This window comes from Acinetobacter sp. FDAARGOS_559 (assembly GCF_003940475.1).
GTDB lineage: Bacteria > Pseudomonadota > Gammaproteobacteria > Pseudomonadales > Moraxellaceae > Acinetobacter > Acinetobacter baumannii.
Genome location: NZ_RKJG01000005.1, coordinates 2,998,680 through 3,025,380, shown reverse-complemented (window position 1 = coordinate 3,025,380; position 26,701 = coordinate 2,998,680). Strand labels below are relative to the sequence as shown.

Sequence of the window (26,701 nt, the reverse complement as noted above, 5' to 3'; positions counted from 1 at the left end):
TCATTAAATTTCTTTTTGATTTGGTTGATAGCAAGGGATAAATTCTTCATAGATTTCCTTACCTGTTTTCTTATTAATTACAACCTGATACCAACTACATTGATATCGTGCCGAGGTAACAACCGCACGATATAAGTATCCATCGCTGCCGAGATCCATCCACCCTTCCATAGCAACCACAACATCCGATACATTTGGTCGAGCAAAAACTTCATTGGCAAAGGTAGGCAGATTGGCTTGTATAAAAGCAGACATTTTCTTGACAGTTGCAGGTGCTTGATCAACTCGCTGTAAACCATAGGCAGTAGGATCATCTGTCATCTCCAAGCCTTCATGATACTCAGCATCAATTTGTGCAAGAAGTTGAGCATTATTGAGTTTCTTATACCCTGGGGCTGTAAAGTCAGGAAAACCCAGTTCAGGATAGACTTCTCCAGTTCCACTACCTTGCAGAATATTTCCATTGAGCTGACTAGAAACATGTTTGACTTTAATCGGCTCACTTTTGGTTTCTGGTTCTGCCACAAATTCAGATTCACTCACTTCATTCACAGGTTCAGATATTGTGGCTTTCTCAACAATTTGTGTGGGAACTTTCACTTCTGATTTAGTTTTAAGTAACTTGTCATAGCCGACCCATCCTGCAAGTACGACTACCAGTGCAGATAAAACGCCGATAATAAAAGTCTGGGTATGGGTATTCTTAGGTTGTGATGTCATCATGCTTCCCCCTTTCGGTTTCATGAATTTGCTTCATTAATGAGAGCAATTCGGCAGCTCTCTCATTTGGGTAATATGTATTTAAAATTTCTTTATTTATGGTTTTCTAGATTGAGGTCAGCTTGATCAAAAGCAGGGGCTTCATCTCCGGCATTAATGCTTGTCACTACTGTATTATCAGGACTGACTGAATGACTGCGAGCCGCTTCAAGCATCTGTTCGGTTTGTTCATCCTGAGCATGGTCATAGGCATAAAACAATGCAAAGGACAGGATAAAAATTACGATATAAGCGACATACCATCTCCAGCGCCGTTTGAGCCGCTCAGTATTGATCTTCATCAGCTACACTCCCAAATAGGCTTTTAATACAGCTCTGGCCTGATTGAGTTGCTGGGCCTGTTGTTCAATAAGCTGCTGTACTGATTCGGGTAAGCTCTGGTATTTATCTGGGTGGAAGTCGGCCATCTTTTTTCGGTAGGCAGCTTGAAGGGTTTGCTCATTCAATAGTTCGGGCTGAATCTCAAGAAGTTGACATGCCTGTAATTGTTCCTGAGTCAAATCAGAAACTTTTTTCTGATTCATTTCCCCTGCCAGACACTGATAGATAATTTTGACGAGGTCTGGAAAGACAGCCCTAGAGACGTTGGATACACGGCACAGATGGGTCATGAAAAGGTCAGCCTGATTCTGCTCAACTTGACCCAGTGCCATGGCATAGACCAGTTGCTCAATCATTTCCCTACGGAAGTTATAGGCAAGCTTGTCCTTCATATCTGCCAGACGATGCAACAAGTCTTCATAATCGAAGCGCATCTGTACATTCAGTAGTTTCTCAACATACTGATGCACTGCCTTATCATTCAGTTTAGTAAAATGATCGGATACAGCTTCTTTTGATCGGTTATTCCATTGCCCTGCACTAAAAGTAATGAAGTAAGCAAACAGATCAATCATGATCTGCATCTCGGCATCAATGTTTACAATCGTTTGCTTGGTTGCTTGTATACCCTGACAAAGTTCATTTAAGAATGCGACCAAAGCACGAATCGCACCTTTATCGAGTTGGCTAAAGCTCAGCTCATCCTGACCATTGATCAAGATCGAACTGGTGATCATTCCAATATCAGCCTCTATCTGCTGGATGTGTTCAAACAGATAGGCTTTTTCATCTTCAAAACTGGCTTTATAAAATATCCCCTTTGCTGTTAGACACATCCCGACCTTAGCACTACCAAATACTGTATCGTCAATCAGCATCAATACTTCACTAGGATTTACACCATGAGGTAGATAGCTCATAGCACCTTGTAACTTTTTATTGGGAATGACGGGGGCAAAATAAATATTGTCGCTACTCCTTAATAAAGGCGTCCACTGGCTCTGCTGGATCAGCTCATCTATTCTCATCACTATTTGCCCTCTAGAAGAACCAGCGTATAAGTGCAGCAGGCCAGACCAAAGCACCGCCAAGTAAATAAGCCCCAGATTGTCCCGGATATTCCCAAATGCAATACAGCCAGTAGCCAATCACAATCGTGAAATAAAAGGTAAAAAATGGATGTTTCATGATCAATATTCCTAAATTGAGTTGCATAACCCCTTCCCGTTGCCCAGACAGGCAACAGGAAATGAGTGATTCAATGATTTGCGTAAAGCTTTAAATATCGGGGGTTAGAGCTTGTCTACACATTGTTGACCTGACTGATACATCACACGGTCTAGGTCATTTGGGAGATAGGTCATACGTTCAATCTGGCGCATAACCTTGCGACCATAGTGTTCTTCGACCTTGTCATAGACACAGGAACAGTAGCTACGACTGCCACCCATGTTGTAACAGCCCTGTTTAACTCCCCTTTCAAACTGTGAAGAACAGCCATTTATAATTAGAACACTGACACCCACCACACTCATCAAAATTTTATTTTTCATCGTTATATCCAGTGACATGGTCATGCAGCTTGGGCTTTTTTAGGCAACAATAAGCCCTGCCACGGTATAGCCCACATGACATATTGATTAAGTTAAATTTTTAGACGAAAAAAGCTAAAGCTTGAGAAACCAGAAGTTCATCAAACCCTATTAAGACTAATCGGGAGGTGTAAAAAGAATATGCATAGCCAACTCCTTTATATTGGGAGTTCTGCCAAAGCATTAATTTAGAATTATGGTGGCAGAACGAAAGTGGGTTGACAGACTGATAGTAAAGAACCAGCACGCACAAGGCGTCCCCCTTCCGTCCTACCGCAACAAAAAGGGGGACGGGTGTATCTACATCGAAAAACAAGTTTTCAATGCACTTTACTATTCGGCCTGTCAAAGCCGACTGGCAATGTAGGCCAGCAAGTAAAGCATAATGTGCAACATTTAAGGTGTCAATGATCTATCGACTAAGTCGTAAACTGATTGTTATTGTTTTTCATTAGATTAGCCCATTAAACTAACCATTCAGTAAATTTAAGGATGATTCAGTGTTTCGGTTAAAGTGTCTTGGTGGTCCCCTGTATGGACAAGAATATTCTCATGCACATGATGAGTTTATTTTTAAAGACAAACAGACAGAAAAACAGACGATTTATCGTAAACAGACTTTAGACTTTGCACCGCCCCAAGAGTTCTTTGTAGCACAGTCAATTTCTAAAACCGTAGCCTACAATCTTGCATTGCAATTAATGAAACACTCTTAATATCTTTTTGTCGAAACCAAGACAACACTATTAACCAAGCAATAATAAGTGATTTTCAGCACTTGATTCAGCCTATAATAGGTTTATAATCCAGCGAAATAATTCATCGTATTACAATTTTAACCCAACAATTACAACTCAAAACCAGAACCCAATTTTGATTATTTTTCAATCAAAAGATCACAAGTCGGTACAGAATCATCACAAGTCGGTACATAAAGGGTGTGTTGTTTAAGAGCTAATACCCTTCCTCAATACCCACAACTTCTTCTCAAGTTAAGCTAAATCATTATTAAATTTTAAGCAGTTACGAGTTATAATAATTAAACTTCTTTAAAATGAATAAGTGAAATTGAGTACATGGCAACTACTGCTAAAAAAAATGCTAATACTGAAAAAGAAACTTCTTCTAATGACAACCTCCAAGAACTTACTGGCTTAATTGACCAACTTGAGGAACATATTATTAGAAGATATAAATTTCCTTATGGTTCTCCATCAGCCTACTCCGAATACTACAAAGCTTATCTACCCAAGCAAATGGAACCTGTCAGTGAAGAAATAACGGAGAATGACCGAAAGTGGTTTTATGAACAGCTTGACCAAGGTCTATTAAATGAATCGCCTGAAAAACAAAAACAACGTGAACAGATATGGAAATTACCTCTATTAAAAGGTGCAAGCGATCAAGAAATCTTGATTCTAGAAGAAGATCTATATCCCCGTCACTATAGTGAAGTAGCTACTCAAATTCGAAATTTTAAAACCGTACTATCTACAGAAAACGATCAAAATCAGTATAAAAAGGCAAAAAAATACTTTAATCTAGCATTTCGTCTTTATTCAAAACATTACGACTGCTCATTCTATTGGCACACCCTCCCAGAAGATGTTCAAAAGCAGATCCATAACTCTAAACAAGCAAAAAGAAAGCATAAAGACCTTCAAAAATTAAAACGTATATATTTCGCTCTAGTAAACTGCTTAATCAATGGCAGGGTCTTAAATACATACACCCATATGGACTTCTTAATCATAGATTTAAACGAAAGGCTTATACCCTACATTTTAGAATATTTAATCCATAGAAATTGGTATGAGAAGATAATATATAGAATAAAATTCGATGAAGTTGCAGATTTTTTGTCAAGACTTAAGGACCCAACCGTCAAAAAGAACAAACATAGTCCTATCATTTATTCTTCTTTCGCGGGCTATTCTCAACAAACCCTAAAAAAAACAAGAGAGCTATATCGGGAAAGAAGAAGGAAAGCCAATATAGATTTTAAAAAGTACGTCCATTTATACCATCTTTATTTAGAGACATATGCTAATAAAAAGGGAACAGCTACTAGGATTAGTCCAGAAACTGAAGAAGCTTTAAATATAGTAGCTAATTCTGAGGTATGGCTCAAAAGAGACAGACCCGATTTATACCAATATCTTAAGAGTCTAATTAAACAATAAAACTATATTTTAATAGCTCTTAAAATTTTATTGAATGAAAGTCCACTGCAGAGCAGTACGAAAGAAAATTTAAGTCATTTACATTCCTCACGAGCAATTCACATATGAGGAAAAATATGACTATCTTAGTCCCAAGCCATCAATGCAGTAAGCATCCGGCTAACACAGCCTTACCAAGCGGTCCTATAAGCCTTAATTTAGTTCCCACCTAAAAACAAGTGGGGACTTAATCCATGAACATGGATATATATTCAGCAACACCTCCTGTTGCTAAAAAACGCAGAACATACAGCAAAGAATTCAAACTCAGTATTGTCAATGCCTGTAAAAATCCTAATACCTCGATCGCTTCGGTCGCACTGCAACATAGTATTAATGCCAACCTTGTCAGTCGTTGGATCAGGATCTTCAGCCATCATGAGGGTGCCGTGCAGGATCCTACTCATGTGAATCCAGCATTTATTGCTTTGCCTTACACTGCTGCAATCAGCCAACCTATTGATGAGAGGATCACGTTGTGTATCACCGTGCCTCATACGAATAATGATATTCAGCTAAAATGGCAGACATCAGAAATACCTGCCTTGGCAGAATTACTCAAGGCACTGGCAACATGATCCGTATCAATGAAATTTGGCTCTCTACCCAGCCCATGGATATGCGAGCAGGAATGGATACTGTCATGGCTCAGGTGGTGAGAGCCTTTGGCTACATCAAACCGCATTGCGCCTACCTGTTCTGTAATAAACGTGGTCATCGTATGAAAGTGTTGGTACATGATGGACTGGGCATCTGGCTGTGTGCCCGGCGTTTGGAACAGGGTAAATTTCACTGGGCTCAAGTTCACCAAGGTGAAACCGTGGCCCTCAGCCCGGAACAGTTACAGGCATTAATCCAAGGTTTGCCCTGGCAGAGAATTGGATTGCAGCAAGTGGTGAATATGCTCTAAACCAAGCTCGACCATTCTGCCATCCTCCAAACGTTCTATTTCATTCTCTTCATGACCTCAGGCATACTGCGGTCATGAATACGCTGCCTGACTTAAGCCAACTGACCCATGAACAACTGCTGGAATTCACCAGACAGTTGGCGATGCAGCATCAGTCTCTAGCACAATCAAACCAACAATTGGATGCCAAAGTTCAACATCTTTCTATTCTCAATCAAAAATACGAGCATGAACTGGCGCTGTTTAAAAAGCACAAATTCGCCCAAAAGAATGAACACTTAACGGCAAAACAAATCCACCTATGGGATGAAGCGGTTGAAGAAGATATTGCTGCTGTTGATCTGGAATTAGAACGATTAAATGCAGATAAAACCGATGCAGCGACACAGAAAGCCAAAACCAATAAACCTAAACGTCGACCACTGCCAGATCATCTACACACCATCCGTATTGAGCATGAACCTGCATCAACCCAATGCACTTGTGGATGCCAACTCCGTCGTATCGGCGAAGATGTCAGTGAGAAACTGCATTTCAGACCGGCACAGTTCTATAAGGAACAGCATGTGCGTGGTAAATGGGTCTGTGATCAGTGTGACACTCTGACTCAGCAAGCGATGCCCGCCTATGTGATTGATAAAGGCATTGCTTCACCTGAATTGCTCAGCCATGTGCTGGTATCGAAGTATGCCGATCATTTGCCGCTGTACCGTCAACGTCTGATCTATCAGCGGGCGGGAATCGAACTTTCTAGATCAACTTTATCTGACTGGATAGGTCGCTGCGGTGTAGAACTGGAACCTCTGGCCAATGCCTTAAAAGAGGTGGTGCTGCAACAGCGGGTGCTGCATGCAGATGAAACACCGGTCACCATCATGCGGATGGGTGAGAATGAGAAAAAACCGAAGAAAGGTTATGTCTGGGCCTATGCCACCACACAGTACAATCCAGTTCAGGCGGTGATCTATGACTTTCAGGATAGTCGTTCAGGCCAGCATGCTGCAGAGTTCTTGAAAGGCTGGCAGGGCAATCTAGTCTGTGATGATTACAGTGGTTATAAAGCACGCTTTAAATCAGGCCAGGTCATAGAGGTCGGCTGCATGGCCCATGCACGTCGTAAATTCCATGAACTGCATGTGACCGGGAAAAGTCAGGTCGCTGAACAGGCATTGGTGCTGATTCAGAAACTGTATGCGATAGAAGCAGAACTCAGGAAAAAGACCGATGGTACAGCGGAAGACCGCCGCGAATACCGACAACAGCATAGTCAACCAGTGATGCAACAACTATATGAATGGCTCAACCAACATCATCTGACAGTGCCATCGAGTTCTCCCACCGCCAAGGCCATCAATTACACTCTGAAGCGTTGGCCAGCCTTAAGCCGCTATCTGGATGATGGCAATCTACCGATATGCAACAATTGGGTAGAGAATCAGATGCGTCCCTGGGCGTTGGGGCGCAAGAACTGGCTGTTTGCAGGTTCGCTGCGCAGTGGTCAGCGAGCGGCAAACATCATGACTTTAATCCAGTCAGCAAAGCTGAATGGGCTGGATCCGTATGCCTATTTAAGTGATGTGCTGAAAAGGTTACCGACACATAAAGTGACCCAGATTGAAGAGTTACTGCCGCACTGCTGGAAACCTAAATCGAATTAAAAAATAGGTATGGGATTCAGCGGACGCTTACTATGTAATTAATCTACTAGATACTTATTGTCATAAGCAGTATGCCTTAGCAAATACTGCTTATGGATTAGATTGATTTAAGTGTGTATCCATGTGAGATGAATACACTCCAGATAGACTAGCCAATACCCACTCTATACCTACCCTAATGGACATTTCTAAAAGATGTCCATAGGGAGAGCTTTGTACTCATGACGCCTGATACGTAATTAATTATTTGTATGTAGGTATATTATGAAATCTTTGAACACCAACACCTTAGCTAAACCAACTCTTCCACCTATCGCACAGTTCTCAGGTGCAGATAGAGATGCATTCCTAGAACAACTCAAGGAAGATTTTTCAACTCATGAACATATGACAGAAAACGGTAAGGCTGAAATATTCAGAATGAGTATAAACCACGAACTTGAAACAATACTCAGTCGTGTTGAGCTCATTACGTATTTGGTGAAGGAGCGTCCAATCGCAACCCTTAAATCTATTAAAAGTTTTAAGGGTAAAGAGCAACTGTGTGTTGAATATGCCAAGGATATTCCACCTTCACTGAAGAACCAAATTGCGACAATCTTTGTATCTATTCACTCTAGCAACTACAAAATGGGCATTGAATTACAAGCCTTTCAGGACACTTTCTCAGAACTATCAAAGGAAGAACAATATGCCCTTTATGAGTTTGCTCTGATCAATCAATGTTATACATCTGAACAAGCTCAGGCCTATATTGCGGCTTTGATTAAATTTCAGAAGTTGTTTGCAGCAAAAATGGAAAGTGCTTCAATTCGAAAACAGCTTTCGAATCGTGCTAGTAATCGACGTCGTCCTAAAGAGCGTTGTATTCAACTAGTTGACACGCTACTAAAAATCCATTCTAGAATCCTCGTTGTTCGAGTAGACCTAGGACTGATACGTGATCCAGCCAAGCTTCAGGAACGCGCTATTTCACCTGATTTTGCTCAGGCTGAGCACGATAGTGAGTTTATGCAAAAGTCTATAGTTCGGTTCTATGAAGCATCTAAACACAATCAGCTTAAGCATGCGATTGGGTACATCCAGCGTCTTGAATACACGCCAGCCAAAGGGCTGCATTGCCATTGTTACTACTTCTTTAATGCCAATGACCATCGTGAAGACATTACGTGGGGGCAATATATTGCTGAGAAATGGAAAGTTGCTACAAACAATCTTGGCTCTGCTTTTATTTGCAATATGAAAAAGAATGAGTACCGCTATCGCGCTTTGGGCATTCTCGCTTATAACGACCATGAAATGCTTGAGAACCTCAAAGCTACATTTGACTATATATGTAAAAATGATCAGTACTTTGCCTTTACTGTTCAGGAGAGACTTCGTAGTTTCCGCATAAGCCAATTACCTGACGTGCCAGATACAAAGCTTGGTCGCTCACGTAAGTTTGAACAGCTTAACCTTCTAGAATCTGATCAATCAGATGATGCTCAAGAAGGAGGACTGTAACATGACTAAGTATGCATCAGATGCTTTACTTGCAGCCACACATTTATCATGCAGCATTCAACTTACTTATGCTTACGATCTAATTGGCTCTGAGAAGTCAGCAAAAGCGCTTGGGAAATCAAAAACCACGAGCATGTTTGCAAAGCAACAGTCTCAAAATAGTAATGAAGCATTATCTCTCAGTAAACCTGTTGAATTGATTAGGTCCATGTATCCATTAGTGACAGGCTCCCCTGTCACTAATGGGAGGTTACCCGTTCGTCTAAGATCTGAGAATGAGCTGTTTATTCAATTTATTAAACAGATAGGACCTATGGTTAATGTTGGAATTTACTGTAACGATCAATATTTTTCGAATCAAATCATGGGCTATCAATATACGCTCAATACTAGACAGGTTAATGAGGAGTCATCGGCTTGGGATGCAGAACAAGCTCGTACTGAAGAGTTATTTGATTCAACGATGAAGACTATAACCAAGGACTATTCTGGCTTCGAGACACATGAGCTATATCTGCCAATGCTATTTACGCTTTCAGCGAATACAACAACGTATTCCAAACAGCAATATTTAGATCAGCAGAAAAAAGACATGATCGCCGCTTTCCTTAATGAGTGTGGGAGTAATGAGATCTTTGCTGTATTTTCCAAATGGGAACTTACACCCCAAGGACAATTAGCACTCAGACTGGTGTTCTTACTTGAACGTCAGTTTATAGATGATCCTGTTGGTTTGTCTAATGAAAATGCTTTCATTGCCCTACAAGGTAATCTGGAAGGCCTGTTTAATTGCAAAGCATATCCTGTACCTAGGCCATTAAACGGTTTTATGCCAACTAATCGCTTTTTCAAAGGTGATCCAAAGTACAAAGACCTTATTAAGTTGCTTAAAACGTATCTAGTTGGTACCGATACAATCCTTCGAATCTGGGATACGCAGCCTACTTTTGATGTTTTGTATTCTAAATTTAAAACTAGTTAGTTCAGGAGCGATTTCACAATGGGAGTATTTCAGTTAACTACTAATGATTACCTGTTCATGAAATATCGCACTATGACTGTTGAACTTATGACGGTAGTACAAGAATACTACCCTCATTTAAGTAAGGCGGAAGCGCTGAGAAAGGCAAATAATCAAGAATTTCCTTTCTCGGTCTTTAAAATAGATTCAAGTAAACGTGCACCATTTCTGGTACACGTTCAAGACTTGGCTGGTATTTTAGACAAAAAGTATTCTGAAGCTGCTAAAGACTTTGCTACGTTTCATCAATGAGGCGTAGCACCTCTTCCAATTGAATTACATTCCGTCTTGATTTCACAGAAACATACCTCTGCAAACTACTCCAAGAATCATGCAAACTGACTTTCTGAATTTCAGGAATAGTAAAACTTTGTTCTGCAAGTCTCGTACAACCTTCATGTCTTAAATCATGAAAACGCAAATCTTCAATCCCCAACATTTTACAAGCATCACGGAACTCTTTTCCTATGCTTTTCGGATTCAAAGGCAATAAAAGTTGATCATCATACCCCAATTGGAGCATACGGCTTCGTACTTCATTATCTAATAAAAGCTCAACTATTTTTTTACATGGCTCTAACACTTCAAAAGACTTATGATTGCCTTTTGAACCATTCGGATTTTTCAAATCATGAACTTTCCATGAAGAGTGGTAGGAATCATAATCTTGTAGCCATAAACGTGTTAGTTCTGCTTCACGTCTACATGAAAAAATTGCAAACCAAATAATTAAATGCATTGGATACTTAGTGCCATATTTATTTAACTTCCAACGCTCAGCAAAAAATTTCGTTAAAGTAACTAACTCTTCATTTGTGGGAAGCCTATCTCTAACTTTACTAGAAGATATTTGGCGAGTTTTTCTAAGCTGTGCTGTAGCCTTATCAAAGGTACTTAAATCAACTTCCATACCCCACATAACAGATGCATGAGATAGCACACCTCTAATATGTAAAAGTTCATGCTGCTGTGTACTTGTTGCAATAGGTTCTAAACCAAGATTCGGCACACCTCTCCGTCTTAGGGCAACATGCTCAGCCAAATGTGTTGAATGTATTTTTGTGATAATATTGCGCGCGATTGGCAACTTCTTAATTAAGAGTAGAGCATAGCGTTTCGTCCTTCCGTATTCGCTCCCAACTTCATCCAAGTATTTATCTATGGCATCTGACAAAGTTAGGTCTATCAGTTGTTCTTTGCCAAGTAAAATATCTGGATTTTCTTGAATCTCGACTTCTCTTTTTTTAAGCCAGTTTTCTGCCACTTTTTTTGAATGAAATGTTTTGCTTTCAGAATAAGCTGGGTAGCCCTTTTTGTTGATCCGGATAGCAGCTCGGTAACTAACGTTTCCATCTGCACCTTTTCTGGCAGTAATTGACCCCATAAATTTACACCATGAACCATTTTTTTCATTATGGTGTAAATTTTGGTGTAAATGCAAATCGATTAACGCAGCTAAATATGAGTTCCCACAGATTCAAACATGTTGCAAAACACTGATTAAAGGCATGATTTTTAATGACTATTGATAAAACCATTGAAACTATTAAATCCCCAAGAATCAGTGTAGCTCCAATGATGGACTGGACTACAAAGGATTATCGATTCTTTGCGCGCTTGTTTAACCCGAACGTTGTGCTTTATACAGAAATGGTGACTACGGGCGCGATTCTATTTGGCGATGCGAAACGCCATTTGGACTATAACGCTCAAGAACACCCAATCGTATTGCAGCTTGGCGGCTCAAACCCACAAGAGCTTGCCACTTGCACAAAAATGGCTGAAGACTGGGGTTATGACGAAGTCAACTTGAATGTAGGCTGCCCAAGTGACCGTGTACAGAACAATAAAATCGGTGCATGTTTAATGGCAGAACCAGACTTGGTCGCTGAATGTATTCACAGCATGCAAAAAGCGGTGAATATTCCGGTAACGGTTAAGCACCGTATCGGTATTGATGACATGCAGTCTTACGAAGAAATGCTGCACTTTGTAGATACTGTAGCAGCAACAGGTTGTACTCACTTTGTCGTACATGCCCGTATTGCAATATTGAAAGGTTTGTCTCCGAAAGAAAACCGAGAAGTACCACCGCTACGCTATGAAGATGTTTACCGTTTAAAGCAAGAACGCCCGCATCTGACTATTGAAATTAATGGCGGTATTAAAACTTTTGCCGAAACTCAAGCTCATTTACAGCACGTTGACGGCGTCATGATTGGCCGTGAAGCCTATCACAACCCTTACTTACTTGCTGAGCTCGGCCAACTTTGGAACCTAGAAGCGCCAGATCGTTTCGATATTATGGAACAAATGCTACCGTATATTGAACAACGTCTAGCTGAAGGTGCACCACTCTCTATCATTACGCGTCATATTTTAGGTTTATTCCAAAATTTACCGGGCGCTCGCAAATGGCGACAAGCCCTAAGTGGTGGAAATGCAAAAACTTTAACTGATGTCGAGAATGCAATTCATAATATGCAAGCTGCCATTATCCGTACTGAAGAGTATTTAAAGGAACACCAATTTTAAGCCAGCCCATGTTTCTAAAATTGTAAGAAAATGTGGCATTTTAAATCAGAGACTTAGATTTTGAGTATATTCGCAAATGTTGGCTCGAAATATTCAAAATTAAGCTCTGATTAATTATTTATATTCAATAATATCAAAAACTTAATTTGTATGATTTCAAAAGCTCTTTTAATTAACCTTTTTTCCATAGCCAGAAATAAAAACTGGTAAAAAGATACGTTATTACATAACATAAACAAAACTTTTAAGTTTGGGCCATTAGTATCTCTGAACGCCACAGGTAGGTGGTGATTTTCTAAATACGGATATAGGTAGTACGGGTAGAGATTTCACGATGATTATTTATGACGGACAAGTAGCTGATAACTATATGTATCAGGATTCAAATCAGGCAGCCATTGTTGTATCCCACAGCACACCAAGCCTCCCTTATCCATTCACCATGAAACCCAATAATCACTCCACTGAAACCAACACTCCTCCAGCCATTGATGTAGAAAAATTCGTAGCTAAATTAGAAAGTATTACCTCTAGACGCAGTAAAGCGCGTTGTGCACGTAGCATCCGTATTGCGCTTGAGTCTGCTGGTGCCGATGTTGAAAATCATCCGATTGCAGCATCTGATTGGGGCGATACCCTCAAGAAAATTGGCTATAAAGAAATAAATCCAGCCTTTGATAAGCCACAAGAAGGCGACATTTATATCATTCACAGAACCCGCAACCATATTTACGGTCATATCGCTGGTTACACAGGAAGCGAATGGGTGTCGGACTTTAAACAAAGTAGTTATGACGTCTATAAAGATGATAACGTCACCTATACTTACTATAGATTAGGCTAATTCACTTCTAAGATAGAAACATTTGATGAATTTGCTCGGCACAATGCTGAATGATTTCATCATGGCCTTTTCTATAGACCAGTAAAACTTCCGAAAGAGATAGGGAATCTTCCAAAGGTATTAGTTTTACATTGGCAGGTAAGATTTGTTGAAACTCCGCAGGAACAATACCTACCCCTAAATTTGCCGCCACGAGCTGTAACTGTGAAATCTTACGCGACTGAATGGAGGCTTTTTGTGGGGTAAATCCTGCGGCTAAACACAGATTTGCGACCAAATAACTTAAGCCTCCTCTTTCGGCATGAGGTGTTGATACAAAACACTCATCTTTTAAGTCTTTTAAATAAACCTTTTCTGATTTAGAAAACTTGGCATGATCAATATGCACAGCCACCATTAAAGGCTCTTCATATAACTTAAGAGTATTTATACCATCTAAAGTATGCCGAACTGGTGGGCGGATCAAACCGATATCAATTTCACCATTTAATAACGCTAAGATTTGCTGCTCGGATGATAAGGTATTAATCTCAAAGCTCAACTGCTGCGTTAAGCTAACTTCTTTTAATATCTGCACCTTTGTATTATCCACGACAATACTGCTGGAATGAGCAATTTTAATCTGTCGATTTTTCCCTTCCGAAACACTTTTAGACAGGTCAATAATTTCATTTAAATAAAGCAAGTTATCTTTTATTTTCTTATAGAAGACCTCTCCTGCTACCGTAAGTTTTACTCTTTTATCCGTGCGATCAAACAACAGAAAATCAATTTCTTCTTCTAATAGCTTCATTTGTCGACTTAAAGCAGACTGGGCAATAAATAACTTTTCGGAAGCAGCAATAAAACTCCCCTCTTCAACAATTTTTATGAAATATTGGAATTGTTTTAATGTGAGCATTACCATCTCAAAATTAGATCATTTAGTCTATTTTCTATATTAGATTAGATAGATCTCCTTCGCTAGAATTTTAATCAAGGCCATTCACTTGATTGAATTCTTCATGAAGTATTTAAAAGGTTTCGCAATATGCACCATCGTTATTTTAATTTTATGGTGCTTTAAATTTTATGATCAGCAACTACCCACACAGCCCAAACAAGACAATATAGAGCTATATGATTAAATAGTTTTCCCAAAACAAAAGGCATGCCCTCACCTAAGCGCATGCCTTTTCCATATTTAAATTAGGCTTTTTTTAAATCGAGCTTTTTCAAAACTTCAGCCACAGCAATCATGGCAAAGCTTGAAGTCACCACCACCGCTGAACCATAGCCACCACAGCGCAACCCAGCCGATGGGCAGACATCTGCGCTTGAAAATGGATTGTCGATTGAGTAAATACAGGTAATGCCAAATTTCTCTTTTGGCTTTTTACAGATGCCACGAGCACGAAGCTGACTACGTAGCTTCGCTAACATTGGGTCTTGTTCTGTTTTTGATAGATCGGCCACGCGAATTTTAAGTGGATCGAGCTTACCACCTGCCCCACCCGACACAATTAAAGGAATTTTATTAAAACGACAATGGAGCATTAAAGCCAGTTTTGCTTTAACGTCATCAATGCAGTCCAAAACAATGTCCGGTACAGGGTTTAAAAGTTCTGCAACATTTTCTGGTGTTAAGAAGTCATCAATAATATTGACTTTAATGCGTGGGTTAATTTGGCGACAACGCTCCGCCATAATCTCAACTTTTTCACAGCCCAGAGTTGAGGTCATTGCAGGTAGCTGACGGTTTACATTTGACGCTGCAACCACATCCATATCGACTAATGTGATCTCACCAATACCTGTACGCGCTAAAGCTTCTACTGCCCAACTGCCGACCCCGCCAATACCAATCACCATCACATGACTTTTTTCATAGTGCTGGAACGATGAATCACCATAAATTTTGGCTACACCTGCAAAACGGCGGTCATATTCATCATTTTGTGGTAAATCGGACATGGAAATGGCTTTCTCTAAAAAATCAAACCATATATTTTACTGTTTTTTACGTAGTGCGTCTTGCCGCTCTTACAAATAAAAATACCCAGTAAAATTGCAATAATTGAATTCCACCAACTTACTTTTATTTCAAAGCAAAAATGAAGTTGATTTCAACAGATGCATTTTTTGGAAGTTGGTACACGCTGACCGATGTACGTGTATGCCGTCCCGTATCTAAACCCAAAATTTCATAAAGTATTTCAGATGCTCCATCAGCAACTTCGCTTTGCTGTATAAAAGATGACGTTGAATGAACAAATACATTCATTTGTAAAACTTTTCCAATAACATCTAAAGTCCCATAGTGCTGTTTTAAAATTGCTAAAGCTCTCATGGTGCTAATACTTGCAGCAAGCTGTGCATCTGATAAATCAACATCTAATCCAACTTTTCCACAAATCTGTACCGTATCTCCCACTCTTGGAATTTGACCACTAATAAATACAAGTCCAGCGTGTTCAATTAATGAGGTATATTTACCTCCTATTTTTATATCCCCTGAAAAATCATATCCCAATCGAGATTCAACTTTTAAAAATACTGTATCTCTACCCATAATTGCTTCTTCTTATAACAAAAATTATTTTATTTATATTTAGCTTATCCATTAAATAAAGACAATAAAAAAGCCTCATGAATATAAGGCTTTTTTATATAGCTTTTGAAAAATAGACATTTATGAAGCAATCAAATTCCGAAGTACATAATGCAAAATACCACCTGCCTTAAAGTACTCAACCTCATTTAACGTATCAATTCGACATAACACATTAAAATGACTAGCTACTCCATTTGGCCCTTTCACATCAACCTCAAGAATTTCATGAGGCTGAATACCATCCGATAAACCACGAATCGAAATGACTTCATGACCCGTTAAGTTGAGGGACTGTCTGGTTTGGCCATCAACAAACTGTAATGGCAACACGCCCATACCCACCAAGTTTGAACGGTGAATACGTTCAAAACTTTCAGCAATGACAGCTTTTACACCTAACAAGTTCGTTCCTTTGGCAGCCCAGTCACGTGAAGAACCTGTTCCGTATTCTTTACCAGCAATAATCACAAGCGGTGTATGTTCTTGTTGGTAACGCATTGCCGCATCATAAATGGCAAGCTTCTCACCACTTGGCACATGTATGGTATTACCGCCTTCTTCACCGCCGAGCATTTCGTTTTTAATACGAATGTTGGCAAAGGTACCTCGCATCATGACTTCATGGTTACCACGTCGTGAACCATAAGAGTTGAAGTCTTTTGGCTCAACACCTTGCTCTTGTAAATATCGACCTGCCGGACTGTCTTTTTTGATATTACCCGCTGGTGAAATATGGTCGGTTGTTACCGAGTCACCAAGCACTGCCAAAATACGTGCCTGTTCAATATTCTTGATTGGTTTTGGTGGCTCACCAATACCTTCAAAGAACGGCGGATGGCGAATATAAGTCGAGTCATCAGCCCATTCGTAAGTTTTACTTTTTGGAATCTGAATTGCTTGCCAGCTTTCATCACCATCAAACACCGCAGCATATTCTTTGTGGAACATGTCGGTATTTACTTTTTGTAAGACGGCATCAATTTCTGCCTGACTTGGCCAGATATCTTTTAAGTAAACAGGTTGCCCATCTTTACCTTGCCCGATTGGTTGAGTCGTTAAATCGGTACGGATATTCCCAACTAAACCATAGGCAACCACAAGTGGTGGTGAGGCAAGCCAGTTGGTTTTAACTAATGGATGCACACGCCCTTCAAAGTTACGGTTACCCGAAAGTACAGATGCCACGTTTAGATCATGACACTGAATTGCATCTTCAATTGGTTCAGGTAAAGGACCTGAATTACCAATACACGTTGTACAACCATAACCAACCAAGTTATAGCCCAACTCATCTAAATACGGCGTAAGCCCAGCCGCCAATAAATAGTCGGTCACGACTTTAGAACCAGGCGCAAGTGAACTTTTTACCCACGGTTTACGCTGCAAGCCTTTTTCAATGGCTTTTTTAGCAAGTAAACCGGCTGCCAACATGACACTTGGGTTAGAAGTATTGGTACATGAAGTAATTGCTGAGATGACGACATCACCATGATTCAACGGATATTCTTGCCCTTCAATCACACAAGATGGGCTTTCATGCTGAATATTGGCTTTGGTCGCTTCTACAGCCGTACCGCCACCGCCTTCATTTTCTAAACGTTCTTTCGCTTCTTTGGCTGGCTTAAGGGTTAATTCCATGAGCGCATTAAACGTTTTAGGTACTTCCGATAAAAGCACACGGTCTTGAGGGCGTTTTGGACCTGCCAAACTTGCCTGAACCGTACTCATATCTAAACTTAACGTATCTGTAAACACAGGTTCATCACCCGCATTACGCCATAAACCTTGCACCTTGCTATATGCTTCCACCAATGCAATACGGTCACTTTGACGACCTGTTAATTTCAAATAACCCAAAGTCACTTCATCAATTGGGAAGAAACCACAAGTTGCACCATATTCAGGCGCCATATTGGCAATGGTTGCACGGTCAGCAAGTGGTAAGTCGGCTAAGCCATCTCCATAGAACTCGACAAATTTACCCACTACACCTTTTTGGCGAAGCATTTGAGTAATGGTAAGCACCAAGTCAGTTGCCGTAATCCCTTCTTGTAATTTTCCAGTCAGTTTAAAACCGATCACTTCAGGAATGAGCATAGAAATAGGTTGGCCTAACATGGCAGCTTCTGCTTCAATACCCCCAACGCCCCAACCTAATACCCCTAGACCATTAATCATGGTGGTATGTGAGTCTGTACCTACTAAGGTGTCAGGGAAAGCAAAGGTCTGTCCGTTGTCTTCACCTAACCACACTGCTTGAGCCAAATACTCTAAATTGACCTGATGGCAAATACCAGTACCCGGTGGCACGACACTAAAGTTATTAAATGCAGATTGTCCCCAACGCAAAAATTGATATCGCTCGCCATTTCGCTGCATTTCAATTTGAACGTTTTCTTCAAAAGCCTGATCATCGGCAAAATGGTCTACCATCACAGAGTGGTCAATAACCAGATCTACAGGTGATAACGGATTAATTTTTTCAGGGTCACCCCCCGCTTCAGCCATTGCAGCACGCATTGCGGCCAAGTCAACGACTGCCGGAACGCCGGTAAAATCTTGCATTAAAACCCGTGCAGGTCGATATTGAATTTCTTGATCTGAGGTACGGGTTTTTAGCCACTCAGCTAAAGCATAAATGTGTTCTGTTTTAACACTGTGCTGATCTTCAAACCGTAATAAGTTTTCCAACAGTACTTTTAATGATTTCGGCAGTTTGGCAATGTCACCTAGCTTTTTCTCGGCTTGGGTTAAGCTAAAAATCTGATAATTGCTGGAACCTACTGTTAGCGTCTGTAAAGCATTAAAACTATTGATATTGCTATACTTAGCCATTGGGTTATCCTCCCATGTCTGGCAATGTTATTTTTCACGTTTTTACATGTTGTTTTCTTACTTTAAGCTTCTTTTTTAATCGCTGTGTTTTGTTTTAGTTACTATTTCTAATCTTTGATTTTTATTACGATAATTTCAAAGAAGATAAAGAGTTTTTCCACAGCAAATCTGCTAATTCTGGCTCTGCCATATTTAAATTTTCAGCCAAACTTTTTAGTACATAAGGTAAATTCACAGGCGTATTTCGAGTACGCTGCTCAGTTGAAGTTTGGCAGCAAAGTGGCGTCATATCAGGACAGTCTGTTTCAATCACTAAATGCTCGGCACCTATAGCCTGCACAACCGTATGAAGCTTTTTCGCATTGGGGTTCGTGATTTGCCCCGTCACACCAATTTTAAAACCAAGCTTAATCAGGCCTTTTGCCTCCTCTACTCCACCACTAAAGGCATGAGCAATGCCACCCAATTTAAATTTTTGAGCTTTTAATAGAGCGAGCACATCCCCATGTGCTTTTCGTATATGAAGCAACACCGGTTTTTGGTATTGAGTTGCCAGATCTAACTGATCAGCAAAATACTGTTTTTGCTTGGCATATATATTGGGCTGCTTGTGTTCCTTTAAGAAGGTATCTAAGCCGATTTCTCCTATTGCGACGCACTCTTCTTGCTGCAAAATCTGTTCAAGATGAGAAAGATGCTCTGGTTTGTGCTGCTCAATATAAAACGGATGCAACCCCGGTGCTAAATAAGAAGTAGGTACATTCTCCCACTGCTTGAGCTGATAATGAGTGTGTACCAACTCATCAAAACGTGACTGTAAAAAGCCTATTAACACCAGAGCATCCACACCCACTTTTTTAGCTTCAAGTGCTAATTGCTGCCGATCTTCATCAAAATCGGCAACATCAAAATGGGTGTGAGTATCAAACAGATGCATTAGTTGGTACTTTTTACGGCAGGTGTCGAAGCTGGTTTGGCTTTAGGCTGCGGCAAATATTCTTCTTTCAATACATCTTGTAATTGGTCATATGGAATGACTAAACGAGGTAGTCCGACCACATAAGGTCCAATTTCATATTCGCCATATTGAAGAATCAAGCCTTGGTCACCTAACAGGAAATTTTCTGTGAGTTTAAACGGCCAAGCTTGCTCATATTCACTCACACTATTTGCAAGTTTTGAGTCTGTCACCCAAGCTTTAAATGCTTCATGTGCTAATTTTTCTAAAGCCGCTTTTTTCTCTGGACGTAATAAGTCTTCAAGCTTGACCTGCTTTTCTTTCTTTAAGTCAAAATTATAATATTGCTGCGCTGCCGAGCCATGTGCCCCGCCTAAATAGCTACTACTATTTACAACAACAGTTACGACTTTACCTTGAGACTGTATGATTTTAGGTTTCACCAACAGATTAATCTGGTGATTACTACTTAGAGCCTTTAATTCATTGTCCAAATCAATAAATGAATTTGCATAGCGCTGAACCTGAGCATCGAAACTATCTTGTTGCTCTGTAGCGGCAGCTACTGAAGCTTCTGTCTTCTTATCAGCTTGTGCTGCTTTTGCATCTGGTTCTGCAATTTCAAGAATCTGTCCGAGTGCTTTTAAAACTTGTTGATCAATAATCTTATCAATAAAAGGGAAATTACTTTGTAGGCGTTCTACCGTAAATTCAGGGCAAGTTTTACCATCACAATCCGGTAAAGTCACTTTACTTGGAACTGTTTCTCCTTTCAAAGTCAGTTCTACAGGCTTTTGTTCAACCACAGCCGGTTTTTGCTGATCTTCCGACTCTTTAGGATCACTTTTAGGCTGACATGCCACCAAAAATATCGCAGAAGCAAGTAACGTTAAACGTAGCGAAGCCTTAGAAGTTAACATCATATTTTGCCTTTATTCTGAGAAGATTATGCATAACTCATATGAAGTTAGCGCATCTACAAGTAGGTTGCAAATTCTGCTACCAACTTAAAACATTTGTTCATAAACCTGAGGTTGCAATATTTTTTTCGTTTGTTCTGTTGTTAAATAAATATCAAGTTGAGGCGCATCTTTCGTAATCTGATTTGCCTGATAGTGCAAACCCACCCCTTCACCATCAAAGAACCAGTCAGCTTGTCCCCAATATAAAGTTTTTGGGGCCTGTTTTTTGACATCGGCAGTTTGCTTTTTCAACCAGTCCTGATACGCGGTTTGAACAATTTGATGTACTGTCGGTTGCTGGTCTTTTTTAAGCACATCAAGCAACGTTAAGTTTTTATGCAGTTTACGATCAGCCACGAAAAAATAATAACGGTCTTTTATGGTGATTTCTTCTTGTTTACTGTCTAAAGCCAGTTGCAATAACACATACTGGTTACGCTGCGAGGCAATGCGTGTACGAATGTGTAACTCATAAGCACGATTTTTAGAATACTTATCTTGCCATTCATCCGACTTTTTCACGTAAGCATTAATCGCTTGTTGAAGGCTTAAATCTTTTTTCAAATTAATTTGAGCCTGAATAACTTTCGCCTGATTTTTTTCAATCCAGCTATTTAACCACGCATCTTGGGTTTTTATGGTTTGAATATCGACATCAATACAATTTTTCTTTTCACAAAACGGCACTGCATAACTTGCTTTGGTTTCGGTCAAATTTAAATAAGGTAAAACCTCTGCTTTCTCAACCGGATGGTCTTGAGTAGAAGCTGAATTTTCTTGAGAAGATGATGAAGACTGAGGCTTTTTCCAGACAAATACACAAATAGCCAAAATTAGAGCTATGGCTGCAACCACAAGCGCAATAATTGTCTTTTTACTCAAGTTCATTTCATCATCCTTTCTTATTTTTCAAAACAAAACAGCTTCTATTCGAAGCTGTTCGTCACATTTACATGATTAGTGTTCACGTGTGCTACGGAACTCAATATCAGGCCAACGCTCTTGCATAATCTGCAAATTCACTCGGCTTGGCGCAAGATACGTTAAGTGTCCGCCACCATCAATAGAAAGTTGGTCATGTGCCTTTTTCTTAAACTCATTAAGAATCTTTTCATCATCACAATGAATCCAGCGTACCGTATTTACACTTACTGGCTCATAAACACAGTCAACTTTATATTCTTCTTTCAAGCGGTAAGCAACAACGTCGAACTGAAGTACACCCACAGCTCCCACGATCAAATCATTGCTAATTTGTGGCATAAATACCTGAGTTGCACCTTCTTCAGACAACTCTTTCAAACCTTTTTGCAACTGTTTTGACTTTAATGGGTCTTTCAAACGTACACGGCGGAACATTTCCGGCGCGAAGTGAGGAATACCTGTGAAGTGCAAGTTTTCACCGCTAGTGAAAGTATCACCAATCTGGATTGTACCGTGGTTGTGTAAACCAATAATATCGCCCGGCCATGCTTCTTCTAAGTGCTCACGCTCGCCTGCAAGGAAAGTCAACGCATCACTAATACGAACTTCTTTACCAATACGTACGTGATTCATTTTCAGGCCTTTCTCGTATTTACCTGAACAAATACGCATGAAGGCAATACGGTCACGGTGTTTAGGGTCCATGTTGGCTTGAATTTTAAATACAAAGCCAGAGAAACCTTCTTCTTTTGCTTCAACCATACGCTCTTGCGTTGGATGTGCTTTAGGTTCAGGTGCCCAGTTCATAAATGCATCGAGAACGTGGTCAACACCAAAGTTACCTAATGCTGTACCAAATAAAACAGGTGTTTGTTTACCTTGTAAGAAAAGTTCACGATCTAATGGCTCATTTGCCATTTGTACAAGCTCAAGTGACTCTTCAAAAGAAGCCCAAGCTAACTCACCAACTTTTTCACGAATATCGGCGTGATTATAGCCATCACGTACTTCAATATCAGTAATGGTTGAACCAAAACCTGCTTTGTAGACATACAATTTATCTTCAAGAATATTGTATACACCAGCAAAGTCACGACCCATACCAAGTGGCCATGTAATTGGTACACAGCGAATATTCAAGACGTTTTCAATTTCATCTAACAACTCAAGTGGCTCACGAATTTCACGGTCCATTTTGTTGACGAATGAAATAATTGGTGTGTCACGCATACGACACACTTCCATCAATTTGATGGTACGTTCTTCGACACCTTTTGCACCGTCAATCACCATCAGTGCAGAGTCAACAGCAGTAAGGGTACGATAAGTATCTTCCGAGAAGTCTTCGTGCCCCGGTGTATCGAGTAAGTTAATCGTGTGACCTTTATATGGGAACTGCATAACAGACGTGGTGATCGAAATACCACGTTCTTTTTCCATTTCCATCCAGTCAGATGTAGCTGCACGATCAGATTTACGGCTTTTTACCATCCCTGCAACCTGAATCGCTTTACCCCATAACAACAGTTTTTCTGTCATGGTGGTTTTACCGGCATCGGGGTGGGAAATAATAGCAAATGTGCGTCGTTGAGCGACCTGTGCCGCTAACTCATCTTTAAAACTCATGAAATACACCTACTGCGGAGATTGCAGTGCCAAAGATCTAAAGTCGATCAAAATAAAAATTGGCGTAATTGTAGCAGATTTATAAATTGTTTTTATCGACTTTGTGGACAACTCCAGACTTGTCCATATATTTCAAAAACTGAGCACTAAATGCCCTTTCGGGCATCTATTAATTCTCACCATCCCAATACCAATATACTTCCCCCCAGTCTGTTTCTGAAAGTATTGGCAATATCGTACCTTGCGTAAAATAAAGTCGTGTATCAGGTCTAGCAGGAGTAATCCAATAACCTGTTTTAATACAAACTTCACCACCTTTTACTTTTATACGCTCGGACTGTTCCTCATTTGGAACCACATTTGATTGTGATCGCGCAAAATCAACTAAGTCTTTTGGGTAGAACTCATGATCACGGTATAAAGTATCATCTATACCTAACAACCATGTCACCGCTGCTGCTTCCCATGACCAATAACCATAATAGCTAACGCCCGATCTAAGATCAGTTTGTGGATGTTGATCATGATAAGGCTCTCGACGGCTTGCTTCATACCAGCTTTCTAAATATTGCAGCATTAACGCTGGACGTTGCTCAGGTGCAGCATTAAACACCTTGATTAACTTTCGATAAGGTAAATGTCTTCTGGCTTCATCTGGTGGTGTGCCTCGGTCTGCTACAAACGGAGCAACCAGACGCTCAACTAACCCATCTTTTTCTTGCCCTTCAGGTGTAGCTTCAACATAGTCAATAATCGGCATAATCCGGTACATTTGGTCAGCATAGCCTGTCAGTAAACCGAAACAGATCAAACGTAAAGCAATATACCAGTAGTCCTCTGTACCTAAACTAATATGCCAGACATAACGCCCACCAGCATCAGGGCTTAAATTATATAAATGACTGGTTTCTGCATATTCTTCAGTCCAATGCAGTAAGTAAGGATAAAGCTCTTTAATAAAGCCAATATCCCCACCCGCTGAATATTGCAAAGACATCAAATCTAAAGCATCTCTTAAACGCTGATGACCCGCAGCAATGTATCCACCAAACTTCTTTTCATTCTTATAATTACTAAAGCCATCAGTAACCGAATACAATCCATTTACAAGCTCATCAAAGTTTTCATGATAATCCTGTTTTAATAAATGATTATCTCTAAAATTGCTCTCATCAGTAATTTCCAAGTCTAGCCATTTTTGCCAATCTATTTCTTGATCATTGACTGTTATTGACATTCTTAACGCTCCAGCATTTCATTTGGCATTACAAATTCTAAAGTAATCGCATGTGAGGTCACGGTACGGGTACATGTCAGTTGAAATTGTAAATATCTAAATAGAAATGTCCTTATGGGCATTTAATCAGTTCTCACCATCCCAATACCAATACACTTCACCCCAATCTTGTTCCTTAATTTCAGGAAGAACTTCACCTTTCTTACAATAATGGCGTGTATTGGGTTGTGCAGGCGTTGTCCAGTAACCTGTTCTAGGACAAACTTCTCCAGCTTGAACAGATTCTTGATATTGTGACTCAGCATCTTGTCCACTTGTTAAATCGTCCACACTATACGATGTACCATATAGAGCAGCCGTAAGATCCTCAAAAGTTCTCAATCTTAATGGAGTTACCTGTTTTAGTAGCTTCATGTGAACAGGAAGATTAACTTTTGTTAGGTACTGTAATGATTCTTCCCCACCTAATGCCAAAGCAGGCTCAAAGGCATACATTTCATCTGCCTTTAAAACCCCTAATTTTTTTACAGCTCGATCAAATAGTTTATTGCCGTTTTTGTCTGTGTAATCTAGATAATTTTTTTTAGGTAAAAAGAAAAAATCACTACCATAAAACTCAGCACTTTCTAACTGTTCTCCATTGTCATGTAAGATACCTTCCATTGTTTTAATGTAGTATCTACCACAATTACGTTCGCCCCAAATTAACAGCTCACCAAATGCAGAACGGGCCAAAACATGATAGGCATCATCATCAGGCAATGGTGTCTCCTCTAACCAGTCATAAATCACTTCAGCGTAATCGTCTGGGTTAGTAATCCAGTACAAACCATTCAAATAACCAGCAAAACCAAATAAACGCCATTGCTCTAAAATACTTTCAGGCAGTTTACCCCGATATTTTTTTATGATGTCCTCTGTCACTTCAACTTTATCAATTGGCTGACCATATTTCTCATAAAAGTAATCAATATCTTCTTGGTTCATTTCACTACTCTCTATTACTTACAACGCTTCAATTCAACATCCATCGCATCTTTCCATGTGTTCTTACAGAGTTTTTTTACCCAACTTTTAAACAAAAATAAAATGCCCTTTCGGGCATTCTATTAATTCTCACCATCCCAATACCAATACACTTCACCCCAGTCTGTTTCTGAAAGGATCGGCAAGATTGTACCTTGCGTAAAATACAATCGTGTATCAGGTTTAGCTGGAGTAATCCAATGACCTGTTTTAATACAAGCTTCGCCACCTTTTACTTTTATACGTTCTGGCTGTTCCTCATTTGGAACCACATTTGATTGTGTACGCGCAAAATCAACTAAGTCTTTTGGGTAGAACTCATGCTCACGGTATAAAGCATCATCTATATCTAACAGCCATGTCACCGCTGCCGCTTCCCATGACCAGTAGCCATAATACAAAAAGCCTTCATCTATATCTGCTTGGGGATGCTGGTTGTAATAAGGTTCCCGACGGCTCGCCTCATACCAACTTTCTAAATATTGCAGCATTAAAGCTGGGCGTTGTTCAGGTGCAGCATTAAACACCTTGATTAACTTTCGATAAGGCAAATGTCTTCTGGCTTCATCTGGTGGAGTGCCACGGTCTGCTACAAATGGAGCAACCAGACGCTCGATTAAACCATCTTTTTCTTGGCCTTCAGGAGTTGCCTCAACATAATCAATAATCGGCATAATCCGTGCCATTTGGTCTGCATAGCCCGTTAACAAACCAAAACAGATCAAACGTAAAGCAATATACCAGTAGTCTTCTGTACCTAAACTAATATGCCAAACGTAACGTCCACCAGCTTCTTCTGTTTGGTGATAAGCTGCATGAGTTTCTGCATATTCTTCCATCCAATGCAGTAAGTAAGGATAAAGCTCTTTAATAAAGCTAATATCCCCACCCGCTGAATACTGCAATGACATTAAATTCAGTACATCTTGTAAACGTTGATGCCCTGCGCTCATCATTTTTCCAGCTTTGGCACTAGTTTTATATTTTCGGAACCCATCAGTCACTGAGTAAATGCCATTTAGAAAAGTATTAAATCTTCTTTGATACATTTCTGTTTCTAGAAAACTATCCCTATAACTATCCGAATCTTTGTTTTCCTGATCAAACCATTTCTGCCAATCTATTTCTTGATCATTAACTTGATATTCCAA

At 39.9% G+C, this 26,701-nt stretch carries 28 protein-coding genes and 1 pseudogene; 11 read left to right on the top strand and 18 right to left on the bottom strand.

Going from position 1 to position 26,701, the window contains the following annotated elements; all coding sequences use genetic code 11:
• Window positions 1-3: 3 nt before the first annotated feature.
• From EGS71_RS16005 to EGS71_RS15990, 5 genes are all read right to left on the bottom strand, one after another.
• Window positions 4-723, bottom strand: a complete 720-nt coding sequence (locus EGS71_RS16005) for a hypothetical protein (RefSeq protein WP_000989038.1) — start codon at window positions 721-723, stop codon at window positions 4-6.
• Between the two features lie 89 nt (window positions 724-812).
• Window positions 813-1,061 carry a hypothetical protein gene (locus tag EGS71_RS16000; RefSeq protein ID WP_000700887.1) on the bottom strand — a complete coding sequence of 83 codons (249 nt, stop codon included), beginning with the start codon at window positions 1,059-1,061 and terminating at the stop codon, window positions 813-815.
• Between the two features lie 3 nt (window positions 1,062-1,064).
• Entirely contained in the window at window positions 1,065-2,129 is a 1,065-nt protein-coding gene (locus EGS71_RS15995; protein WP_001217095.1) for a hypothetical protein, read from the bottom strand.
• Window positions 2,130-2,142: 13 nt separating this feature from the next.
• A complete protein-coding gene (locus tag EGS71_RS22485; protein ID WP_000682270.1) occupies window positions 2,143-2,289 on the bottom strand; it encodes a hypothetical protein in 147 nt (48 codons plus the stop codon).
• Window positions 2,290-2,393: 104 nt separating this feature from the next.
• Entirely contained in the window at window positions 2,394-2,654 is a 261-nt protein-coding gene (locus EGS71_RS15990; RefSeq protein WP_000790982.1) for a hypothetical protein, read from the bottom strand.
• Window positions 2,655-3,193: 539 nt separating this feature from the next.
• Here EGS71_RS15990 and EGS71_RS15980 point away from each other — a divergent pair.
• From EGS71_RS15980 to EGS71_RS15945, 8 genes are all read left to right on the top strand, one after another.
• Window positions 3,194-3,409 carry a hypothetical protein gene (locus EGS71_RS15980; RefSeq protein WP_000489163.1) on the top strand — a complete coding sequence of 72 codons (216 nt, stop codon included), beginning with the start codon at window positions 3,194-3,196 and terminating at the stop codon, window positions 3,407-3,409.
• Window positions 3,410-3,769: 360 nt separating this feature from the next.
• Window positions 3,770-4,876, top strand: coding sequence for a hypothetical protein (locus EGS71_RS15975; protein WP_000246041.1), 1,107 nt, complete (start codon window positions 3,770-3,772; stop codon window positions 4,874-4,876).
• 233 nt (window positions 4,877-5,109) lie between these two features.
• Window positions 5,110-5,493: a transposase gene (locus EGS71_RS15970; protein WP_001055589.1), complete on the top strand. Its 384-nt coding sequence runs from the start codon at window positions 5,110-5,112 to the stop codon at window positions 5,491-5,493.
• Entirely contained in the window at window positions 5,490-5,825 is a 336-nt protein-coding gene (gene tnpB, locus EGS71_RS15965; RefSeq protein ID WP_000619347.1) for an IS66 family insertion sequence element accessory protein TnpB, read from the top strand. The genes EGS71_RS15970 and tnpB overlap by 4 nt, the downstream gene beginning before the upstream one ends.
• A 74-nt stretch (window positions 5,826-5,899) precedes the next feature.
• Window positions 5,900-7,483, top strand: a complete 1,584-nt coding sequence (locus EGS71_RS15960; RefSeq protein WP_001094424.1) for an IS66-like element ISAba25 family transposase — start codon at window positions 5,900-5,902, stop codon at window positions 7,481-7,483.
• Between the two features lie 264 nt (window positions 7,484-7,747).
• A complete protein-coding gene (locus EGS71_RS15955; protein WP_000838834.1) occupies window positions 7,748-8,989 on the top strand; it encodes a YagK/YfjJ domain-containing protein in 1,242 nt (413 codons plus the stop codon).
• A 1-nt stretch (window position 8,990) separates the two neighbouring features.
• Window positions 8,991-9,971: a hypothetical protein gene (locus tag EGS71_RS15950; protein WP_000170390.1), complete on the top strand. Its 981-nt coding sequence runs from the start codon at window positions 8,991-8,993 to the stop codon at window positions 9,969-9,971.
• A gap of 18 nt (window positions 9,972-9,989) precedes the next feature.
• Window positions 9,990-10,262, top strand: a complete 273-nt coding sequence (locus EGS71_RS15945; protein WP_000538011.1) for a pyocin activator PrtN family protein — start codon at window positions 9,990-9,992, stop codon at window positions 10,260-10,262.
• On the opposite strand, the gene EGS71_RS15940 is transcribed toward EGS71_RS15945, so the two are convergent.
• On the bottom strand, window positions 10,246-11,394 hold the full coding sequence (locus tag EGS71_RS15940; RefSeq protein ID WP_000534870.1) for a tyrosine-type recombinase/integrase: 1,149 nt from the start codon (window positions 11,392-11,394) through the stop codon (window positions 10,246-10,248). The two genes, EGS71_RS15945 and EGS71_RS15940, sit on opposite strands and share 17 nt — an antisense overlap.
• Before the next feature lie 134 nt (window positions 11,395-11,528).
• Here EGS71_RS15940 and dusA point away from each other — a divergent pair, with 134 nt between their 5' ends.
• Both dusA and EGS71_RS15930 read left to right on the top strand, forming a co-directional pair.
• Window positions 11,529-12,545: a tRNA dihydrouridine(20/20a) synthase DusA gene (gene dusA, locus EGS71_RS15935; RefSeq protein ID WP_000151025.1), complete on the top strand. Its 1,017-nt coding sequence runs from the start codon at window positions 11,529-11,531 to the stop codon at window positions 12,543-12,545.
• 334 nt (window positions 12,546-12,879) lie between these two features.
• Window positions 12,880-13,389: a hypothetical protein gene (locus tag EGS71_RS15930; protein ID WP_000587863.1), complete on the top strand. Its 510-nt coding sequence runs from the start codon at window positions 12,880-12,882 to the stop codon at window positions 13,387-13,389.
• 7 nt (window positions 13,390-13,396) lie between these two features.
• Here the strand turns inward: EGS71_RS15930 and EGS71_RS15925 are convergent, their stop codons facing one another.
• Window positions 13,397-14,296, bottom strand: coding sequence for a LysR family transcriptional regulator (locus tag EGS71_RS15925; protein ID WP_000245239.1), 900 nt, complete (start codon window positions 14,294-14,296; stop codon window positions 13,397-13,399).
• A gap of 97 nt (window positions 14,297-14,393) precedes the next feature.
• Between EGS71_RS15925 and EGS71_RS15920 the strand changes: the two genes are divergently transcribed.
• The gene (locus EGS71_RS15920; RefSeq protein WP_001984446.1) at window positions 14,394-14,516 is read left to right on the top strand and encodes a hypothetical protein; all 123 of its coding nucleotides are present in this window, start codon (window positions 14,394-14,396) and stop codon (window positions 14,514-14,516) included.
• A gap of 61 nt (window positions 14,517-14,577) precedes the next feature.
• On the opposite strand, the gene EGS71_RS15915 is transcribed toward EGS71_RS15920, so the two are convergent.
• The 11 genes and pseudogenes from EGS71_RS15915 to EGS71_RS15870 form a co-directional block, all read right to left on the bottom strand.
• Window positions 14,578-15,342 carry a ThiF family adenylyltransferase gene (locus EGS71_RS15915; RefSeq protein ID WP_001281713.1) on the bottom strand — a complete coding sequence of 255 codons (765 nt, stop codon included), beginning with the start codon at window positions 15,340-15,342 and terminating at the stop codon, window positions 14,578-14,580.
• A 124-nt stretch (window positions 15,343-15,466) separates the two neighbouring features.
• Window positions 15,467-15,940, bottom strand: a complete 474-nt coding sequence (locus EGS71_RS15910; RefSeq protein WP_000532213.1) for a RidA family protein — start codon at window positions 15,938-15,940, stop codon at window positions 15,467-15,469.
• A 120-nt stretch (window positions 15,941-16,060) separates the two neighbouring features.
• Window positions 16,061-18,817: an aconitate hydratase AcnA gene (gene acnA / locus EGS71_RS15905; protein WP_001151972.1), complete on the bottom strand. Its 2,757-nt coding sequence runs from the start codon at window positions 18,815-18,817 to the stop codon at window positions 16,061-16,063.
• Between the two features lie 124 nt (window positions 18,818-18,941).
• Window positions 18,942-19,754, bottom strand: a complete 813-nt coding sequence (locus EGS71_RS15900; RefSeq protein ID WP_000550009.1) for a TatD family hydrolase — start codon at window positions 19,752-19,754, stop codon at window positions 18,942-18,944.
• The gene (locus EGS71_RS15895; RefSeq protein ID WP_000958107.1) at window positions 19,754-20,695 is read right to left on the bottom strand and encodes an RsiV family protein; all 942 of its coding nucleotides are present in this window, start codon (window positions 20,693-20,695) and stop codon (window positions 19,754-19,756) included. Before EGS71_RS15895 ends, EGS71_RS15900 begins: the two co-directional genes overlap by 1 nt.
• Window positions 20,696-20,782: 87 nt before the next feature.
• Window positions 20,783-21,625, bottom strand: coding sequence for a hypothetical protein (locus tag EGS71_RS15890; RefSeq protein WP_001054080.1), 843 nt, complete (start codon window positions 21,623-21,625; stop codon window positions 20,783-20,785).
• A gap of 69 nt (window positions 21,626-21,694) precedes the next feature.
• A complete protein-coding gene (locus EGS71_RS15885; RefSeq protein WP_000008538.1) occupies window positions 21,695-23,287 on the bottom strand; it encodes a peptide chain release factor 3 in 1,593 nt (530 codons plus the stop codon).
• 169 nt (window positions 23,288-23,456) lie between these two features.
• A complete protein-coding gene (locus EGS71_RS15880) occupies window positions 23,457-24,524 on the bottom strand; it encodes a PoNe immunity protein domain-containing protein (protein WP_000029182.1) in 1,068 nt (355 codons plus the stop codon).
• A gap of 2 nt (window positions 24,525-24,526) precedes the next feature.
• Window positions 24,527-24,598 (bottom strand): annotated as a pseudogene (locus EGS71_RS22940) (hypothetical protein); the annotation flags it as partial.
• Between the two features lie 52 nt (window positions 24,599-24,650).
• Window positions 24,651-25,511: a type VI secretion system immunity protein, TaeI family gene (locus tag EGS71_RS15875; RefSeq protein ID WP_001070893.1), complete on the bottom strand. Its 861-nt coding sequence runs from the start codon at window positions 25,509-25,511 to the stop codon at window positions 24,651-24,653.
• Window positions 25,512-25,633: 122 nt separating this feature from the next.
• Entirely contained in the window at window positions 25,634-26,701 is a 1,068-nt protein-coding gene (locus EGS71_RS15870) for a PoNe immunity protein domain-containing protein (RefSeq protein WP_002009530.1), read from the bottom strand.

Bases quoted from the DNA above. Each gene is read 5' to 3' on its own strand.
- EGS71_RS16005 (WP_000989038.1), bottom strand. From the start codon at position 723: ATGATGACATCACAACCTAAGAATACCCATACCCAGACTTTTATTATC.
- EGS71_RS16000 (WP_000700887.1), bottom strand. From the start codon at position 1,061: ATGAAGATCAATACTGAGCGGCTCAAACGGCGCTGGAGATGGTATGTC.
- EGS71_RS15995 (WP_001217095.1), bottom strand. From the start codon at position 2,129: ATGAGAATAGATGAGCTGATCCAGCAGAGCCAGTGGACGCCTTTATTA.
- EGS71_RS22485 (WP_000682270.1), bottom strand. From the start codon at position 2,289: ATGAAACATCCATTTTTTACCTTTTATTTCACGATTGTGATTGGCTAC.
- EGS71_RS15990 (WP_000790982.1), bottom strand. From the start codon at position 2,654: ATGAAAAATAAAATTTTGATGAGTGTGGTGGGTGTCAGTGTTCTAATT.
- EGS71_RS15975 (WP_000246041.1), top strand. From the start codon at position 3,770: ATGGCAACTACTGCTAAAAAAAATGCTAATACTGAAAAAGAAACTTCT.
- EGS71_RS15970 (WP_001055589.1), top strand. From the start codon at position 5,110: ATGAACATGGATATATATTCAGCAACACCTCCTGTTGCTAAAAAACGC.
- tnpB (WP_000619347.1), top strand. From the start codon at position 5,490: ATGATCCGTATCAATGAAATTTGGCTCTCTACCCAGCCCATGGATATG.
- EGS71_RS15960 (WP_001094424.1), top strand. From the start codon at position 5,900: ATGAATACGCTGCCTGACTTAAGCCAACTGACCCATGAACAACTGCTG.
- EGS71_RS15955 (WP_000838834.1), top strand. From the start codon at position 7,748: ATGAAATCTTTGAACACCAACACCTTAGCTAAACCAACTCTTCCACCT.
- EGS71_RS15950 (WP_000170390.1), top strand. From the start codon at position 8,991: ATGACTAAGTATGCATCAGATGCTTTACTTGCAGCCACACATTTATCA.
- EGS71_RS15945 (WP_000538011.1), top strand. From the start codon at position 9,990: ATGGGAGTATTTCAGTTAACTACTAATGATTACCTGTTCATGAAATAT.
- EGS71_RS15940 (WP_000534870.1), bottom strand. From the start codon at position 11,394: ATGGGGTCAATTACTGCCAGAAAAGGTGCAGATGGAAACGTTAGTTAC.
- dusA (WP_000151025.1), top strand. From the start codon at position 11,529: ATGACTATTGATAAAACCATTGAAACTATTAAATCCCCAAGAATCAGT.
- EGS71_RS15930 (WP_000587863.1), top strand. From the start codon at position 12,880: ATGATTATTTATGACGGACAAGTAGCTGATAACTATATGTATCAGGAT.
- EGS71_RS15925 (WP_000245239.1), bottom strand. From the start codon at position 14,296: ATGGTAATGCTCACATTAAAACAATTCCAATATTTCATAAAAATTGTT.
- EGS71_RS15920 (WP_001984446.1), top strand. From the start codon at position 14,394: ATGAAGTATTTAAAAGGTTTCGCAATATGCACCATCGTTATTTTAATT.
- EGS71_RS15915 (WP_001281713.1), bottom strand. From the start codon at position 15,342: ATGTCCGATTTACCACAAAATGATGAATATGACCGCCGTTTTGCAGGT.
- EGS71_RS15910 (WP_000532213.1), bottom strand. From the start codon at position 15,940: ATGGGTAGAGATACAGTATTTTTAAAAGTTGAATCTCGATTGGGATAT.
- acnA (WP_001151972.1), bottom strand. From the start codon at position 18,817: ATGGCTAAGTATAGCAATATCAATAGTTTTAATGCTTTACAGACGCTA.
- EGS71_RS15900 (WP_000550009.1), bottom strand. From the start codon at position 19,754: ATGCATCTGTTTGATACTCACACCCATTTTGATGTTGCCGATTTTGAT.
- EGS71_RS15895 (WP_000958107.1), bottom strand. From the start codon at position 20,695: ATGTTAACTTCTAAGGCTTCGCTACGTTTAACGTTACTTGCTTCTGCG.
- EGS71_RS15890 (WP_001054080.1), bottom strand. From the start codon at position 21,625: ATGAACTTGAGTAAAAAGACAATTATTGCGCTTGTGGTTGCAGCCATA.
- EGS71_RS15885 (WP_000008538.1), bottom strand. From the start codon at position 23,287: ATGAGTTTTAAAGATGAGTTAGCGGCACAGGTCGCTCAACGACGCACA.
- EGS71_RS15880 (WP_000029182.1), bottom strand. From the start codon at position 24,524: ATGTCAATAACAGTCAATGATCAAGAAATAGATTGGCAAAAATGGCTA.
- EGS71_RS15875 (WP_001070893.1), bottom strand. From the start codon at position 25,511: ATGAACCAAGAAGATATTGATTACTTTTATGAGAAATATGGTCAGCCA.